This is a genomic window from Halomonas halophila (assembly GCF_030406665.1).
Taxonomy (GTDB): Bacteria; Pseudomonadota; Gammaproteobacteria; order Pseudomonadales; family Halomonadaceae; genus Halomonas; species Halomonas halophila.
In genome coordinates, this window is record NZ_CP129121.1 from 2,316,147 (window position 1) to 2,332,197 (window position 16,051).

The 16,051-nt window shown below is 70.9% G+C and carries 16 protein-coding genes; 3 read left to right on the forward strand and 13 right to left on the reverse strand.

The genetic code is table 11. From position 1 onward, the window contains the following. Positions 1–32: 32 nt before the first annotated feature. The 9 genes from murB to QWG60_RS10785 are packed head-to-tail and all read right to left on the reverse strand — an operon-like array spanning position 33 to position 8,768. Positions 33–1,049, reverse strand: coding sequence for a UDP-N-acetylmuramate dehydrogenase (gene murB / locus QWG60_RS10745; RefSeq protein ID WP_107182392.1), 1,017 nt, complete (start codon positions 1,047–1,049; stop codon positions 33–35). Then, positions 1,046–1,522 (reverse strand): low molecular weight protein-tyrosine-phosphatase, encoded by a 477-nt coding sequence (locus tag QWG60_RS10750; protein WP_046079735.1) that lies wholly within the window; start codon positions 1,520–1,522, stop codon positions 1,046–1,048. Before QWG60_RS10750 ends, murB begins: the two co-directional genes overlap by 4 nt. Continuing rightward, complete coding sequence (kdsB, locus tag QWG60_RS10755) at positions 1,522–2,310, reverse strand: 3-deoxy-manno-octulosonate cytidylyltransferase (protein ID WP_146907380.1); 789 nt, start codon at positions 2,308–2,310, stop codon at positions 1,522–1,524. Before kdsB ends, QWG60_RS10750 begins: the two co-directional genes overlap by 1 nt. A 9-nt stretch (positions 2,311–2,319) precedes the next feature. Then, the gene (locus tag QWG60_RS10760; protein ID WP_016854367.1) at positions 2,320–2,523 is read right to left on the reverse strand and encodes a Trm112 family protein; all 204 of its coding nucleotides are present in this window, start codon (positions 2,521–2,523) and stop codon (positions 2,320–2,322) included. Positions 2,524–2,578: 55 nt separating this feature from the next. After that, positions 2,579–3,577, reverse strand: coding sequence for a tetraacyldisaccharide 4'-kinase (gene lpxK, locus QWG60_RS10765; RefSeq protein ID WP_107182394.1), 999 nt, complete (start codon positions 3,575–3,577; stop codon positions 2,579–2,581). After that, positions 3,574–5,319, reverse strand: a complete 1,746-nt coding sequence (gene msbA, locus QWG60_RS10770) for a lipid A export permease/ATP-binding protein MsbA (RefSeq protein WP_107182395.1) — start codon at positions 5,317–5,319, stop codon at positions 3,574–3,576. Before msbA ends, lpxK begins: the two co-directional genes overlap by 4 nt. Beyond that, on the reverse strand, positions 5,316–5,738 hold the full coding sequence (locus tag QWG60_RS10775) for an ExbD/TolR family protein (RefSeq protein WP_146907377.1): 423 nt from the start codon (positions 5,736–5,738) through the stop codon (positions 5,316–5,318). The genes msbA and QWG60_RS10775 overlap by 4 nt, the downstream gene beginning before the upstream one ends. Then, positions 5,735–6,427, reverse strand: a complete 693-nt coding sequence (locus QWG60_RS10780) for a MotA/TolQ/ExbB proton channel family protein (protein ID WP_146907375.1) — start codon at positions 6,425–6,427, stop codon at positions 5,735–5,737. The genes QWG60_RS10775 and QWG60_RS10780 overlap by 4 nt, the downstream gene beginning before the upstream one ends. Before the next feature lie 4 nt (positions 6,428–6,431). Beyond that, on the reverse strand, positions 6,432–8,768 hold the full coding sequence (locus QWG60_RS10785) for a DNA internalization-related competence protein ComEC/Rec2 (protein ID WP_146907372.1): 2,337 nt from the start codon (positions 8,766–8,768) through the stop codon (positions 6,432–6,434). Positions 8,769–8,893: 125 nt separating this feature from the next. On the opposite strand from QWG60_RS10785, the gene QWG60_RS10790 reads away from it, so the two are divergent. Continuing rightward, positions 8,894–9,439, forward strand: a complete 546-nt coding sequence (locus QWG60_RS10790) for a DUF2062 domain-containing protein (RefSeq protein ID WP_035599421.1) — start codon at positions 8,894–8,896, stop codon at positions 9,437–9,439. 38 nt (positions 9,440–9,477) lie between these two features. Here the strand turns inward: QWG60_RS10790 and QWG60_RS10795 are convergent, their stop codons facing one another. Further along, complete coding sequence (locus QWG60_RS10795) at positions 9,478–10,215, reverse strand: ABC transporter ATP-binding protein (RefSeq protein WP_046079738.1); 738 nt, start codon at positions 10,213–10,215, stop codon at positions 9,478–9,480. Then, complete coding sequence (locus QWG60_RS10800; protein ID WP_146907369.1) at positions 10,208–11,449, reverse strand: lipoprotein-releasing ABC transporter permease subunit; 1,242 nt, start codon at positions 11,447–11,449, stop codon at positions 10,208–10,210. Before QWG60_RS10800 ends, QWG60_RS10795 begins: the two co-directional genes overlap by 8 nt. Before the next feature lie 233 nt (positions 11,450–11,682). On the opposite strand from QWG60_RS10800, the gene QWG60_RS10805 reads away from it, so the two are divergent. Both QWG60_RS10805 and QWG60_RS10810 read left to right on the forward strand, forming a co-directional pair. Further along, positions 11,683–12,747: an agmatine deiminase family protein gene (locus tag QWG60_RS10805; RefSeq protein WP_146907367.1), complete on the forward strand. Its 1,065-nt coding sequence runs from the start codon at positions 11,683–11,685 to the stop codon at positions 12,745–12,747. Next, complete coding sequence (locus QWG60_RS10810) at positions 12,744–13,646, forward strand: carbon-nitrogen hydrolase (protein WP_146907365.1); 903 nt, start codon at positions 12,744–12,746, stop codon at positions 13,644–13,646. The genes QWG60_RS10805 and QWG60_RS10810 overlap by 4 nt, the downstream gene beginning before the upstream one ends. 86 nt (positions 13,647–13,732) lie before the next feature. On the opposite strand, the gene QWG60_RS10815 is transcribed toward QWG60_RS10810, so the two are convergent. After that, positions 13,733–14,680: a Nudix family hydrolase gene (locus QWG60_RS10815; protein WP_035599407.1), complete on the reverse strand. Its 948-nt coding sequence runs from the start codon at positions 14,678–14,680 to the stop codon at positions 13,733–13,735. A gap of 89 nt (positions 14,681–14,769) precedes the next feature. After that, a complete protein-coding gene (argJ, locus tag QWG60_RS10820; RefSeq protein WP_106488760.1) occupies positions 14,770–15,999 on the reverse strand; it encodes a bifunctional glutamate N-acetyltransferase/amino-acid acetyltransferase ArgJ in 1,230 nt (409 codons plus the stop codon). Between the last annotated feature and the right edge of the window lie 52 nt (positions 16,000–16,051).

Sequence of the window (16,051 nt, forward strand, 5' to 3'; positions counted from 1 at the left end):
GTCTACCGAAGGCGCCGGAAGCGCCGATGTCCCTATTCTGTCGCCAGCCGCGGCTCACGCTCCAGCGTCACGCCGAAGCGCCGCTCCACCGTCTCGGCGACCCGCGCGGCGAAGGCCAGCAGCCCGGGCGCATCGCCGCCGCCGTGGTGCACCAGCACCAGGGCCTGGCGGTCGTGGACGCCGAAGGGGCCATCGCGCCAGCCCTTGAGGCCGCAACGATCGATCAGCCAGCCGGCGGCCAGCTTGGTGCGGCCATCCGCCAGCGGAAAGCTCGGCATGTCGGGATACGCCTCGCGCAGCGACGCCGCGCATTCCGACGACACCACCGGGTTCTTGAAGAAGCTGCCGGCATTGCCGAGCACCGCCGGATCCGGCAGTTTCTCGCGCCGCACCGCACAGACGGCCTCGGCCACCTCCAGCGGCGTGGGGGTCTCCCCGACACGACTGGCCAGGTCGCCGTAGCCCAGGCGCGGCTCGGCCTTGCGCGAGACACGCAGCACCAGCCGGGTGATCGCCACCCGCCCCGCCAGGGCGCGCTTGAAGACGCTGTCTCGATAGCCAAAGGCGCACTCGTCGGGCCCCAGCACCGCTTCGCGGCCGTCGTCCAGATGCACCAGATGCACGGCCTCGAGGCGTTCGGCGAGCTCGACGCCGTAGGCGCCGATGTTCTGGATCGGCGCCGCCCCGCAGTGCCCGGGAATCAGCGCCAGGTTCTCGAGCCCCCAGAGGCCGCGGGCGGCCAGGGCCATGACCAGCTCGTGCCAGACCACGCCGGCCTCGGCGTGCACCCGCACGCTCCCGTCACCGGTCTCTTCCAGCCACCAGTCGTTCATGGCCATCCGGATGACCAGCCCCGGCTGAAAGGCGGGCAGAATCAGGTTGCTGCCGCCGCCCAGCACCAGGGTCGGCCAGCCGGCTTCCCGGGCCAGCGACAGCGCCCCGCCGAGCTCGGCGGCATTGTCCGGCGCGACGAAGCGCTCGGCGCGACAGCCAAGCCCCAGGGTATTGGCGGCGGTCAGGTCGTGGTCGGCGAGGATGTCCAGGCTCAAGCGCCCTCCTCCAGTCGCCGACGCACGTCCTCGACGAGACCGCGCGAGGCCGCCTCGACCAGGTCCAGCACCTCCTCGAAGCCGTCGTCGCCGCCGTAGTAGGGATCGGGCACGGCGCGATCGGGCAATCCGGCGAAGGACAGGAACAGGCCGACATGGGCATCACTGTCGGCCGGCCGCCGCGCTTCCAGCGCCGCCAGGTTGTCGTGGTCCATGGCCAGCAGGTAGTCGAAGCGGCCGAAGTCGTCGTCGTCGAGCTGACGGGCCCGTAGGCCGGAGAGATCGAGCCCGCGCGCGGCGGCCGCGGCCTGGGCGCGGGCGTCGGGCGCCTTGCCCGCGTGCCAGGGGCCGATGCCGCAGGAGTCGACCTCGACGCGGCCGGCGAGACCGGCCTCGTCGAGGTGGCGGCGGAACATGCCCTCGGCGGTGGGCGAACGGCAGATATTGCCCAGGCAGACGAACAGCACCCGCATCAGCGCTCCCCCTCGTCGTCGCGGCCTTCCTCCTGCCCCAGGATCTGTCGCACCCGGGCGAGATCCTCGGCGGTGTCCACGCCCGCCGGGTGCGGCTCGCGGGACAGCGCGACCTGGATGGCATGGCCGTGATGCAGCGCCCGCAGCTGCTCGAGCTGCTCGAGCTGCTCCAGCGGCGACGGCGTCCAGTGGCGATACTCGTCGAGGAAGCTCACCCGGTAAGCATAGAGGCCGATATGGCGCAGCCAGGCATCGGTCTCGAGCAGCTCGGGCCGCGCGGCGAAGGCCTCGCGATCCCAAGGAATCGGCGCACGGGAAAAGTAGAGGGCCCGCCCCGAGAGCGCACGCACCACCTTGACCACGTTGGGATTGAACAGCGTCTCGACGTCGCCGATCGGCTCGGCCAGCGTGGCGATGGAAGCGCCGGGATCGTCCATCAGGCGCACCGCCACCTGGTCGATCAGGGTCGCCGGCAGCAGCGGCTCGTCACCCTGCACGTTGACCAGCACGGCGTCATCGGCGAGGCCCAGCGTATCGGCCACCTCGGCCAGCCGATCGGTGCCGGAGGGATGATCGTCGCGGGTCATCACCACCTCGGCGCCCAGCGGCGCCATGGCGTCACGAATGCGCGCATCGTCGGTGGCGACCACCACCCGTCCGGCGGCGCTGGCCGAGGCCCGGCGCCAGACGTGGGCCACCATCGGCTCGCCGGCGATGTCGAGCAGCGGCTTGCCCGGCAGCCGGGTCGAGGCGAAGCGCGCCGGAATCACGGCGATGAAGTCCTGCATCTTGCCTCCTCAGCCCTCGGCGCCGGTCGACGGCGGCAGCTTCTCGTCCACGTCGATGGCCCGCGCCTCGTCGGGCAGCATCACCGGGATGCCGTCGCGCACGGGATAGGCCAGGCCGTCATAGCGGCACACCAGCTCGCCGGCCTCACGATCGAAGGCCAGCTTGCCCTTGCACAGCGGGCAGACCAGCATCGCCAGCAGTTGCTTGTCCATCTCTCACGCCTCCAGGGTCAGCATCGGCGACCGCACGCAGGCGGCCGCCAGGAATTCACAGGGTCGCCAGGCGTGCGTCCAGCCAGGCGACGAAATCGGGATCGGGGACGGCCTCCACCTCCAGTACCCAGGCATCGTCCGCGTCCAGACCGCGGCACTTCACCGCATCCTTGGCGGTCATCACCCGTGGGCGGCCGTCGGCGAAGGCCAGATCCTCGGCGGTGAAGCGGTGGTGATCGGCGAAGGGGTGCGTCCAGTGGGCGATACCCAGGCCTTCGAGGGTCTCGAAGAAGCGCGCCGGGCGACCGATACCGGCCACGGCATGCACCGGTTCGACGAAGGGCGCCGGCGCCACCGCCCGGCGCTGGCCGCCGCCCAGCGGGCGCCAGCCGGCGGGCGCCAGGGTCATGCGATAGTGATCGGCCAGCGCCGCGTCGCGTGGTTCGCCGTTGACCAGCACGGCATCCACGGTCTCGAGCCGCTCGGCAGGCTCGCGCAGCGGCCCGGCCGGCAGGCAGCGCCGATTGCCGAGCCCGCGATGGCCGTCCACCACCACCAGCTCCAGGTCGCGCCCCAGCGGCAGGTGCTGCAGGCCATCGTCGGCGAGCAGGATGTCGCAGCCTTCCTCCAGCAGCCGCCGGGCGCCTCGCGGGCGGTCCGGGTCGACCACCACCGGCACGCCGGTCTGGTCGGCCAGCATGCGAGGCTCGTCACCGCAGGCCGAGGCCGGAGTATCGGCCTCGACCCGCAACGGATAGCGATCGGCGCGGCCGCCGTAGCCACGGGACAGGATACCGGGCCGCCAGCCGGCCTCGCCCAGGTGGCGCGCCAGCCAGGCCACCAGCGGCGACTTGCCGGTACCGCCGAGGGTGATGTTGCCGACCACGACCACCGGCACCGGGGCCTGCCAGGCCTGGCGCCGCCCCTCGGCGAAGGCTCGGGCGCGGCGCGCGATCACCCGGCGGTAAAGCGCCTCGAGCGGGCGCAGCGGCCACAGCCACAGCGAACCGGCATAGGCCCCTTCGAGCCAGCGCTCGCCGACGCCACCGCTCATGCCGTCTCGGCGTCCTGGAACTGCAGGCGATGCAGGGCCGCATAGGCGCCCTCGCGGGCCAGCAGCTCGGCGTGGCTGCCCTGCTCGACGATCTCGCCGCCCTCCATCACCAGGATGCGGTCGGCGCGTTCGATGGTGGAGAGCCGGTGGGCGATGACGAAGGTCGTGCGATCGCGGCACACCTCTTCGAGCGCCGCCTGGATGTAGCGCTCGGACTCGGTGTCCAGCGCCGAGGTCGCCTCGTCGAGGATCAGCAGCGGCGCATCCTTGAAGATCGCCCGGGCGATGGCCAGGCGCTGGCGCTGACCACCGGAAAGCATCACCCCGTTCTCGCCGACCACGGTGGCGTAGCCGTCGGGCAGGCGCTCGATGAACTCGTGGGCATGGGCCGCCCGGGCCGCGGCCTCGACCGCCTGCGGATCGGGATCGTCGATGCCGTAGGCGATGTTGTCGGCGATGGTGGCGTTGAACAGCGTCACCTGCTGCGAGACCAGGGCGATGCTGCGCCGCAACGGCAGCAGCTTGAAATCTTCGAGCGGCACGCCATCGAGGCAGATCCGTCCCGCGGTGGGCCGGTAGAAGCGCGGCATCAGCCCCATCAGCGTCGACTTGCCGCTGCCGGAGCGGCCCACGATGGCGATCATCTCGCCGGGGGCCACGTCCAGGTCGATGCCCTTGAGCACCTCAGGCTGGTCGGGGCCGTAGGCGAAGCGCACGCTCTCCAGGGTCACGCGGCCCTCGAGACGGCCCGGTTCGCGGGTGCCGCTGTCCTCCTCGGGCGGCACGTCGAGCAGCCCGAACAGCTCGCCGGCGGCGGCGATGCCCTTCTGCACGGTGGCATTGATCTCGGTGAGCTGTCGCACCGGCTTGGCCATCAGCGAGGCCGCAGTGATGAAGGCCACGAACTCGCCGGGGGTCATGTCGTCCAGCATCGCCGGCGACATGGCGAGCCACACCAGCAGCGCCAGCGACAGCGCCACCAGCAGCTGGATCACCGGCGTGCTGGTGGCCTTGGTCAGCGCCTCCTTCATGCTCTGGCGCCGGTTGACCTCGCTGGCCTCGGCGAAACGGGCCTTTTCATATCCCTCGGCACCATGGGTACGCACCACCCGGTAGCCGGACAGCGCCTCGGAGGCCACATGGGTGACGTCGCCCATGGAATGCTGGATGCGCCTGGAGATGCGCCGGAAACGCTTGCTGGCGTAGCTGACCACGCCGCCGATCAGCGGCGTCACGGCCAGGAACAGCAGGGTCAGCATCCAGTTGGTCCACAGCAGGTAGACCACCAGCCCGATCACGAACAGCCCCTCGCGCAGCAGGATGGTGATCGCCTTGGTGCCGGCCCCGGTGACCTGCTCGACGTGGTAGGTGACCCGCGACACCATATGTCCCGAGGAATGCTCGTCGAAGAAGCGCCCCGGCAGGTGCAGCATGTGATTGAAGACATCGCAGCGCAGCGCGTGGACCAGGTTGCGGGCCACGTTGCTCATGAAATAGGTGCCGAGGAAGGTGCCCAGCCCGCGAGCGGCGAACATGCCCACCACGAACAGCGGCAGCATCAGGCGAAAGGCGGCATCCGGATTCTGGATGCCGTCGATCAGCCGCTTCATCATCTCGGCCAGCGCCGTGCTGGACGCCGCGTAGATGGCGTAGCCGACGACGGCCAGGGCGAAGGCCTTCCAATGGGGCTTCACATAGCCCAGCAGACGCTTGTAGAGGGTCCAGCCCGAGTGTTCGCTCACGGTGTCTCCGCTTCAGAATGTGTTGCCTTGGCGGTGGCGATGCGCACCCGCCGAATGTCCAGAGCGCCGGCCCGGTCGAGCACCCGCACCACGTCGGCGTGGGCGGCGCGGCCGTCGGCCTCGACCACCAGGCCGTGCTCGCGGGCGCGCGGCGCCGCCTGGGCCAGCGCCGCTTCGAGCGCGCCTGGCGCCAGGGCGCGATCGCCCAGGCGATACGCACCCTCGGGGGTGACCACCACGGTGACCGGCGAGGCCTCGGCGGCCACGCCGGTCTCGCTCTCGGGCAGCACCAGTTCGAGCGCCTGCCGGGGCTCGAAGGTCGTGGACACCATGAAGAAGATCAGCAGCAGGAACACCACGTCGATCAGCGGGGTCAGGTTGACTTCCACCGCCTCGCGTCGCCTGCGCGGTACCCTCATGGGCGCCCGGCTCCTGCCAGCGGATCCGGGTCCGCGGTCCGGGAGTCCGCCGTCGCCTCATGGCGCTCGGCCAGGGTCAGTTCGCCGTCGTGATGGGACAGGAACTCCACCACCTGGCCGGCCTGTTGCTCGATGCACACCGTGACGTCCTCGACCCGCCGCTGGAAGTAGCGGTGGAACATCAGCGCGGGAATCGCCACCGTCAGGCCCGCCGCGGTGGTCACCAGCGCCCGGGAGATGCCGCCGGCCAGATCCGCGGTGCGTTCGCCGCCATCGTTCGACACGAGCACCGCGAACACCTCGATCATGCCCACCACGGTGCCCAGCAGGCCGAGCAGCGGCGTGATCGACGCGATGGTGCCGAGCGGGCTGAGGAAGCGTTCCATGTCGTGGACCACCGCGGTGGCGGCCTCCTGGAAACGCGCCCGGACCTGCTCGTGGCCGAGCCGGGCGTTACGCAGCCCGGCCGCCAGTACGCCGCCCAGCGGCGAATGGCTCTCCAGCCAGTAGAGGTTGACCTGGCCGCGAGCCACCAGCGTGCAGACTTCCTCGCCGAGCCCCCTCGGCGCGATGCGCGAGGCGCGCAGCGCCCACAGGCGCTCGACGACGATCACCACCGCCACCAGCGAACAGCCGAGCAGCGGCAGCATCAGCCAGCCCCCGGCGATCAGGGCCTCCATCAGGGTCATGGGGTCACCTCCCTCGAGCAGTCACCGGCGCCTCCGGCGTCATTGCAGGCGATTCTAACGCAAGGCACCCGCGTCCGACACCGCCGCGCCGCCAGGCCGCCGGGCGCGCGGGCTCGACCCGCCCCTCCCCGCCCAGCCACAGGGTCACGGCACCGTCCTGGGCCGTGTTCCACAGACAGCTGCCGAGTCGCCGAAAGCGACGCACCACCGACGCCGCGGGGTGGCCGAAACGGTTGTCCCGGCCCGCGCTGAAGATCACCTGCCGTGGCCTGACGGCGGCCAGGAAACCGGGGCTGGAACTGGTCGCGCTGCCGTGATGCCCGGCCACCAGCGCCTCGATGGGCCCCTCGAGCCACGCCAAGAGCTCATGTTCCACCCGCACACCGGCATCGCCGGTGATCAACAGCCGCTGCTGGCCCGCGGTGATCAGCAGCACGCAGGAGCCATCGTTGGCGGACAGCCCCGCGGCCCCCGCGGGCGGCCAGAGCACGCGAAAATCCACCCCGTCACGCTGCCAGGCCAGCCCCGCCACGCAGGGCTCCGTCGCCACCGGCAGCGCGCTGCCCGGCGGCGCCAGGTAGCGCCCGACGGAATGCTCCATCATCAGCGCCTCGACGCCGCCGGCATGATCGAGATCGGCATGGCTGACGATGACATCGTCGAAGCGTTGCCCCTCGGGCCACAGCGTCGACAGGGGCATGAAGCCGGAGGGGAAGCGCGGCCCCGTGTCGATCAGCGCCCGGTAGCGGGCGGTGCGTAGGGCCACCAGCTGCCCCTGCCCCACGTCATGGACGCGCACCCGCACCTCACCGGGCGCTGGCGAGGATGGCGACAACCCGAGCGTACCGCAGGCCAGCAGCAGCGCGGTGCCGGCCAGGCGCAATCGCCCGGCGAGGCCCGGTAGCCCCCACAGCAGGCCGATCAGGACCAGCGCCACGCCCAACGCCTGAGCCACGGCCGGCGCCGGCTCCTGCAGCGGCGCGAGGCGTGCCGCTGTCTCGAGCCCGAGGGCTAGCCCCTCCGCCAGCGTGCCGAACGCGGACCAGGCGAGATCCGCCAGCGGCGGCACCCAGGCCAGGGCCCAGCCCGCCAGCCCCAGCGGTACCATGACGCTGCCGACGAGCGGCACGGCCACCAGGTTGACCAGCGGCGCCGCCGGCGCGAACCGGTCGAAGGCCAGCAACACCGCCCCCGCCATCACCGGCGCCAGCAGCAGCTGGCTGCGCACCAGGGCCCACAGCCAGCCGCGCCACCCTATGGGGCGAGGCCGCCCCTGCCAGATCAGGATCAGCCAGGCCACGGCGCCGAACGACAGCCAGCCGCCGGGGCGCCAGACCGCCAGCGGATCGAGGATCACTACCAGGGCCAGCGCCAGCCACCAGGCCTGCCAGGGCCCGGGCGCATGTCGCCCGCTGGCCACCCAGAGCCCGACCAGGGCCATGATCATCGCCCGCAGCGCGGGCGGCTCGAGCCCCGCCAGCCAGGCGTAGGCCGCCGCCGCCACCCCGGCGGCCCACCAGGGCCAGATCGCCATCCGCCAGCGACCCGGGGCGACGAGCCGCGACACCCCGCGCGACAGCCACAGGGCCACGCCGGCCACCAGGCCGACATGCAACCCGGAAATGACCATCAGATGGGTAGTGCCACTGGCATTGAGCAGCGCCCAGTCGTCATCGCTCAGCCGTTCGCCGACGCCCAGGGTCAGCGCCGCCAGCCAGCGCGTCGTGCGCGGGGAAAGATCACGCTCATCGAGCCGGGCGAGGGCCCATCGACGAATCGAGCCGTCGGCCGCCTCGAGACGCGCCGGTGGCGGCGCCTCGCGCACGTAGCCGGTGGCGTGGATACCCTCCCGGCGCAGCCAGGCGCGATAGTCGAAGGCATCCGGATTGGCGAAACCCGCGGGCGGACGCAGCCGGACGGTCAGGCGCCAACGCTCGCCGACGCTCATGACCGGCGCGTCGTAGGCATTGAGCCGCACCCGCGACAGCCGATCGCAGCGCGGCAGGCCCGCGGCCAGCGGCTCACAGTCGCTCACCGCCAGGGTCAGTCGCGTCAGGACACCCTCCCGGACCACCGACGTCAGTCGCCCCTCCACGGCCAGGTCCTGGCGTGTCAGCCCATCGGGCAGCTCGCCGCCGCGCAACACGCTCAGCTGGCCGGCGACCAGCGCGACCATCGACAGCAGCAGCACCAGGCGCCAGCGGCAAGCCGCCAGCCCGACCAGCAGCGACAGGCCCACGGCCTGAGGCCAGGCGGTGAAGGCGCCCTGGTCGGCGAGGGCACCGATCAGCGTGCCGAGGAGGGCCGCCAGCGCGAGCGGCAGGGCCAGTCCGGTTGCCATGGGCATCATCATCCCTGAGCGGAGCGCCCGCGACAGCATGACGGCCTGGCGTTGAGCGACGCCATGGCGAGGGAGCGGGCTTGTATGGATAATAGCGCGCATACCGAAGCCGCGAGCCCATCCCCATGCCGCGCCGTCTCCTGCAGCGCTACCTGCCCCATCCCGAGACCCTCAGGCGCCAGCGCTCACTGCGCTTCTTGAGCCACCTGATCGGTAACCCCTCGCTGTGGATGCTGTCGCGCCGCAGCGTGGCCAATGCGTTCTTCGTCGGGCTGTTCTGCGCGCTGCTGCCGATTCCCGGCCAGATGGTGCTGGCCGCCCTGGGCGCCTGGGCGCTGCGCGCCAACCTGCCCCTGTCGATCGGCCTGGTATGGATCACCAACCCCCTGACCATGCCGCTGATCTTCTACGGCAACTATCGGCTGGGCGCCTGGCTGCTGGACCTGCCCGCCCGGGAGGCCCCCACCCGCCTGTCCACCGAATGGATCGCCACTCAGATGATCGACGCCCTGCCGGCGCTGGCGGCGGGCTCGCTGGTGGCGGCCATCCTGGCCGGCCTCCTGGGTAGCGTGGCGATTCGCCTGGCGTGGCGCTGGCAGGTCTCGCGCAGCTGGAAGCGTCGAGCGCGGCGCCGCCGGGACCGGCTGGGCGACCGCGCTCGAGAAAGGTAATCGCGCCGGGAAAGGTCGACAGCCGGCCCGCCCGCGCTTCAGGCGGCGGGCGCGTCCTGGGTCAGGCGACCCGCGTCGAGGCGCAGCACCCGGTCCTGATGGGCGGCGAGGCTCGGATCGTGGGTCACGATCACGAAGGCACAGGCGGCGCTGGCGGACAGCTCATCCATCAGCCCCAGGATACTGGCGGCGGTGGTCTGATCGAGGTTGCCGGTGGGCTCGTCCATCAGCACCAGGCTCGGGTCGGTGACCAGCGCCCGGGCGATGGCCACCCGCTGCCGCTCGCCGCCGGAGAGCTCGCCGGGCTTGTGGTCGGCCCGCTCGGCCACGCCCACCCGCTCCAGCAGCGTAAGCGCCCTGGCCTCGGCGTCCTTCTTCCGATGGCCACGCACGATCAGCGGCAGCGCGGCGTTCTCCACGGCGGTGAACTCGGCCAGCAGGTGGTGAAACTGGTAGACGAAGCCGATGTGCCGATTGCGAAAGCGCCCCAGGGCGGCGTTGCCTAGCTCGTGCAGCGCCTGCCCGGCGATGCGCACCTCGCCGCGGCTGGGATGATCCAGCCCACCCAGCAGGTTGAGCAGCGTGGTCTTGCCGGAGCCGGAACTGCCGACCACCGCCACCCGTTCGCCGGCGCGCACCTCGAGCGCCAGCTCGTCGAGCACGGTGAGATCGCGCGGCCCCTCGCGATAGACGCGGGTCAGGCGGTCGCAGGCCAGCATCACCTCGCGCCCTGAGGCCGGACGGTCGATCTCCTGGGTCATGGCGGGATCATTCATAGCGAAGCACCTCGGCAGGCTGCACCCGGGCCGCGCGCCAGGCCGGGTAGAGGGTCGACAGGAAGGTCAGCACGAAGGCCGCGGAGACGATCTGGCCCACGTCGGACCACAGCAGCTGCGAGGGCAGCTCGCTGATGAAATAGACGCCGGCATCGAGGAAGTGGATGCCGAAGGCCGACTCGACGAAGGCCAGGATGTCGGAGACGGTCAGCGCCAGCAGCACGCCGAGCCCCACCCCGATCAGGATGCCGATCACCCCGATCGCCAGCCCCTGGACCATGAAGATGCCCATGATCGAGCGCGGCGTGGCGCCGATGGTGCGCAGGATGGCGATGTCGGCATGCTTGTCGGTGACCACCATCACCAGGGTCGAGACGATATTGAAGGCCGCCACGGCGATGATCACCGTCAGCAGCAGCGCGATCATGCGCTTCTCCATCTGGATCGCCTGGAACAGGTTGCCCCGGGTATAGGTCCAGTCCAGACCGCGATAGCCCGGCCCCAGGTCGTCGATGATCGCGCGGGTCACGCTGCCGGCCTGGAAGAGGTCGTCGAGCTCCAGGCGCAGCCCGCCCACGTCGCTGCCCATGCGCGCGAGGGTCTGCATGTCGGCGATGTTGGCGTAGGCGAGGCTGGCATCGAGGTCGGCGCCGACGCTGAAGATGCCGCTGACGGTGAAGCGCTTGAGGCGCGGGAAGACCCCGGCCGGCGTGATCGAGGCCTCGGGCACCAGCAGGGTCACCCGATCGCCCACCGTCACCCCGAGCTGGCGTGCCAGCATCGAGCCAAGCACCACGTTCCACTCGCCGGGCTGGAGGTCGTCGAGGCTTCCCCGCTCCATGTGCTCGTCGACGATCGAGACGCGCTTCTCCCACTCGGGCTCGATGCCGTTCACCATGGCGCCGTTGTTGCGACCGCCCACCGAGAACATGCCCTGCTGCTGGATATAGGGCGCCGCCCCGATGACGTGCTCGCGCTGCTGGAGGCGTTCGGCCAGCGGCTGCCAGTCGATGAGCCCGGAGGGCACCTCGATCCGAGTGTGCGGCACCATGCCCAGCACCCGCTCGCGCAGCTCGCGATCGAAGCCGTTCATCACGGACAGCACGAGAATCAACACCGCCACGCCCAGGGTCAGGCCCAGCATGGAGGTCAGGGAAATGAAGGAGATGAAGTGGTTGCGTCGCTTGGCCCGCACGTAGCGCAACCCGATCAGGAGAGGCAGACGATCCAGCATTTGAGCATTCCTTGTCGGCGGGCGCTCATGGTACGTGTTTTTGGCCGGCCCTGCATCGGGGAGGCAAGGCTTGCACGATGACTGCACCTTGCCGGCTCGACGACGCGGGAAAACGCCCGACAGAGGCATGGCCCCCGGGTTCGCCGACCGCGAAGCCGACGGCCTCGTCGGACTTGCATCCCGACGCACCGCCCCCTACATTGCGCCGGATTCCTTCATCGAGGAGGCCTGCCATGGCCGTCTGCCTGCTCCCCGAATGGCATCCCCAGGATGCCGTGCAACTGACCTGGCCGAGTCCCGACAGCGACTGGGCGCCGCTGCTGGCGAACATCGAGGCGACCCTCGAGACCCTGGCAGTGGCCATCGCCCGCTACCAGCCGGTACTGATCGCCGTGCCGGACGACGCCACCCGCACCCGGCTGGCCGAGGCCTTCTATCATCGCGGCGTCTCCGCCGAGCGCCTCATTCTCCAGGTCGCCGAGGCCGACGACACCTGGGCCCGGGACCACGGCCCGCTCACCGTCGAACGTGACGGCGAGCTCGTGCTGCTCGACTACGTCTTCACCGGCTGGGGCGGCAAGTTCCCGGCCAGCCGCGACGACAGCCTGACCCGCCGCCTCGCCGCGGCCGGCGTCTTCGCCGCGCCGCTGGTCTCCCACGACCTGGTGCTCGAAGGCGGTGCCCTGGAGAGCGACGGCCAGGGCACCCTGCTGACCACCGGGGCCTGCCTGCTCAACGACAACCGCAACCCGCACCTCGACCGGGCCGCCATCGAAGCGAGGCTGGCCGAGGAGCTGGGCGCCGAGCGGGTGCTGTGGCTCGCCCATGGCCATCTGGAAGGCGACGACACCGACAGCCACGTGGACACCCTGGCCCGGTTCTGCGACCCGCGGACCATCGCCTACGTGCGCTGCGACGACGACACCGACCCGCACCATCCTGCGCTGGCCGCCATGGAGGACGAGCTGCGCGCGCTGCGCCGCGCCGACGGCGAGCCCTACCGGCTGATCCCGCTGCCCTGGCCCACGCCCTGCTTCGACGCCGAGGACGGTCGCCGCCTGCCGGCCACCTACGCCAACTTCCTGATCATCAACGGCGCGGTGCTGGTGCCCACCTACGGCGACGCCGCCGATGCGCGCGCCCTCACCGCCCTGGCCGAGGCCTTCCCGGACCGCGACATCGTGCCCATCGACTGCGGCACCGTGATCCGCCAGCATGGCAGCCTGCACTGCCTGACCATGCAGCTGCCCCGCGGCACCCTGGCCGGGGCTCGCCGCCATGAAGGAGAGACATCATGACCCGCACCCTCAAGGTCGGCCTGGTCCAGCAGCCGGCCTGGCCCGACAAGGCCCGGAGCCTGGCCGAGAGCGAGGCCGGCATCCGCGAGCTGGCCGGCGCCGGCGCCCAGCTGGTGATGCTGCAGGAGCTGCACGCCACCCACTACTTCTGCCAGTTCGAGGACACCGCCCTGTTCGACCTGGCCGAGCCGCTGGACGGCCCCACCGGCCAGCGGCTGGCGGCGCTGGCCGCCGAGCTCGACATCGTGCTGGTGGGCTCGCTGTTCGAGCGCCGTGCCCCGGGCCTCTACCACAACACCGCCGTGGTCTATGACGGTGGCCACGGCCGGGTCGGCCAGTATCGCAAGATGCACATCCCCGACGATCCGGGCTTCTTTGAAAAGTTCTACTTCACCCCGGGCGATCATGACGCCGCTCGCGAGGAGGGCTTCACCCCCATCGACACCTCGCTGGGCCGCCTCGGCCTGCTGGTGTGCTGGGACCAGTGGTATCCGGAAGCCGCGCGCCTGATGGCCCTGGCCGGCGCCGACCTGCTGCTCTACCCCACCGCCATCGGCTGGGACCCGCAGGACGATGACGACGAGAAGGCACGCCAGAAGGACGCCTGGACGCTGATCCAGCGCAGCCATGCGGTGGCCAACGGCCTGCCGGTGGTGGTGGCCAACCGGGTCGGCCACGAGAGCGACCACTCCGGCATCGGCCCGGGCATCGACTTCTGGGGCGGCAGCTTCATCTGCGGCCCCCAGGGCGAACTGCTCGCCCACGCCGGCCAGCAGGCCGAGCGGCTGCTGGTGACCCTGGACATGGAGCGCGGCGAGGCAGTGCGACGCATCTGGCCCTATCTGCGCGACCGGCGTGTCGACGCCTATGGCGACCTGACCCGCCGTTATCGGGACTAGCGGCACGTCGAGCGCCTGAAATTGCCTGAAGCAAAAGAAAACCCCGAAGGACTGTCCTTCGGGGTTTTCTTGTCGCTCGGCGCCGATTACTTCCAGAAGTCGCGAATCGAGGCGATGCCCTGGGCGCCCACGGCGCGGGCATGATTGGCGTCGAAGCGGGTCATGCCACCCAGCGCGAACACCGGCATGCCGGCATGCTCGACCAGCTGCTGGAAATCGTGCCAGCCGATCGGCGCCACTTCCGGATGCGAAGGCGTGGTGCGCAGCGGCGACAGGGTCGCGAAGTCGCAGCCGACGCGATGGGCCTGGTCCAGCTGCTCGCGGTCGTGGGTCGAGGCCGAGAGCCACTTGCCCTCGGGCAGCGGACGACGATCCAGGCTCATCAGCCGCGCGCTGGTCAGATGGATGCCGTCAGCATCCACCTGGTCGAGCAGCTCGGGCTCGCCGTTGAGCATCAGCCGCGCACCGTGACGACGGCATACCGCCAGGGCCTGCTCGGCGCGAGCCAGGTAGCCCTCGCGGTCCAGATCCTTGGCCCGCAGCTGCACCATGCGCACGCCATCCTCGACCAGCGCCCGCTCCAGCCGTGACAGGAACACTGACTCGTCCTCTTCCTCGGCGGTGATCAGGTACTCGGTGGGCAGCATCACCGCGCGAAGGATCGGCACGTTGGCCGCCGGGAAGGGATAGTTGAACAGCTCCTCCATCGGCACCCAGCGCACCGCCTGCCCCTCGCGCCCGAAGGGCTCGCCGGCGAAGTCGTGAACCTGCCAGACGTCGAGCAGAATGTGCTTGTCGGTGTACTCGTGGTGGATGCGGATCAGCGGCTGGGCGCGATGAATCTCCACCCCCAGCTCCTCGTGCAACTCGCGCTTGAGAGCCTCGAGGCCCGTTTCATAGGGCGCCAGCTTGCCACCGGGGAACTCCCAGAGGCCGCCTTGATCGACGTTGGACGGGCGCCGGGCGAGCAGCACCTCACGACCATCGGCGCTGATGATGGCGGCGGCCGCCACATGCACCCTTCTCTTGACCATTGCGTTCATTCACCTTATCCCACTTGTCCCCGCGCCGACGCGCGGGGGATTGCTCTCTTGATGCGAACCGGGAACGCCGGGCCCCGCGCTCAGCTGCGGTAATCGGCGTTGATGGCGACGTATTCCCGGGTCAGATCCGTGGTCCAGACGGTGGCGCTGCGCTCGCCGCGCCCCAGGTCGATGCGGATCGCGATCTCCTCGCGGGCCATGACCTCGCTGCCGGCCTCCTCGGTGTAACCGGCGGCCCGGCCGCCGTTCTCCACCAGGCGCACCTCGCCGAGGTCGATCACCACGCGCTCGACGTCGAAGTCCTCCAGCGGCGCCCGCCCCACGGCGGCGAGGATCCGGCCCCAGTTGGCGTCGCTGGCGGCCAGTGCGGTCTTGACCAGCGGCGAGTGAGCCACGGTGAAGGCCACGTCCAATGCCTCCTGACGCGTCACCGCGCCATCGACCTGCAGGCCGACGAACTTGGTGGCGCCCTCGCCGTCACGCACGATGGCCTGGGCAAGCTCGATCATCAGCCGGTCGAGCGCCTCGCGGAACACCGCCAGGCGTCGGTCATCGTCGATGGCCGCGCCGCGGCCGGTGGCGATCAGCATGCAGGCATCGTTGGTCGAGGTATCGCCGTCCACCGTGATGCAGTTGAAGGAGCGCTCCACGGCCTCGCGCAGCAGCTCATCCAGCAGCGCCGGGGCGATGGCCGCATCGGTGGCCACGAAGGCCAGCATGGTGGCCATGTTGGGCTTGATCATCCCCGAGCCCTTGCTGATGCCGTTGAGGGTGACGGTCTCGTCACCCAGCGGCACGGTCACGCTGGCCCCCTTGGGCCGGGTGTCGGTGGTGAGGATGCCCTCGCCGGCCGCGGCCCAGCCCGCTGCGCTCTCGTCGAGGCAGCGCAGCGCCTCGGGCAGGCCGCCCAGCAGCCGCTCCATGGGCAGCGTCTCGCCGATCACGCCGGTGGAGAACGGCAGCACGCGGGAGGCCTCCACCCCGGCCAGGCCACCCAGCTCGGCGCAGGTGGCCCGCGCGTCACGCAGCCCGGTCTCGCCGGTGCCGGCGTTGGCGTTGCCGGTGTTGATCACCAGGTAGCGCGGCGCCTCGCCGTGCAGGGTGCAGGCCGCCAGGTGCTCTCGGGCCACGGTCACCGGGGCCGCACAGAAGGCATTGCGCGTGAAGCTGCCCGCCACGGCGGCGCCCTCGGGCACCTCGATCACCACCAGGTCACGGCGATCGGCGGCCTTGATCCCGGCCCGGGCCGTGCCCAGGCGCACCCCATCGATCACCGGCATCTCGGGAAAGCTTGCAGGGCCCACTGCCATCGTCTGTCTCCTGTATGAATTCGCTTGGCGGGGCCGGCGCGGCACGCTCGCC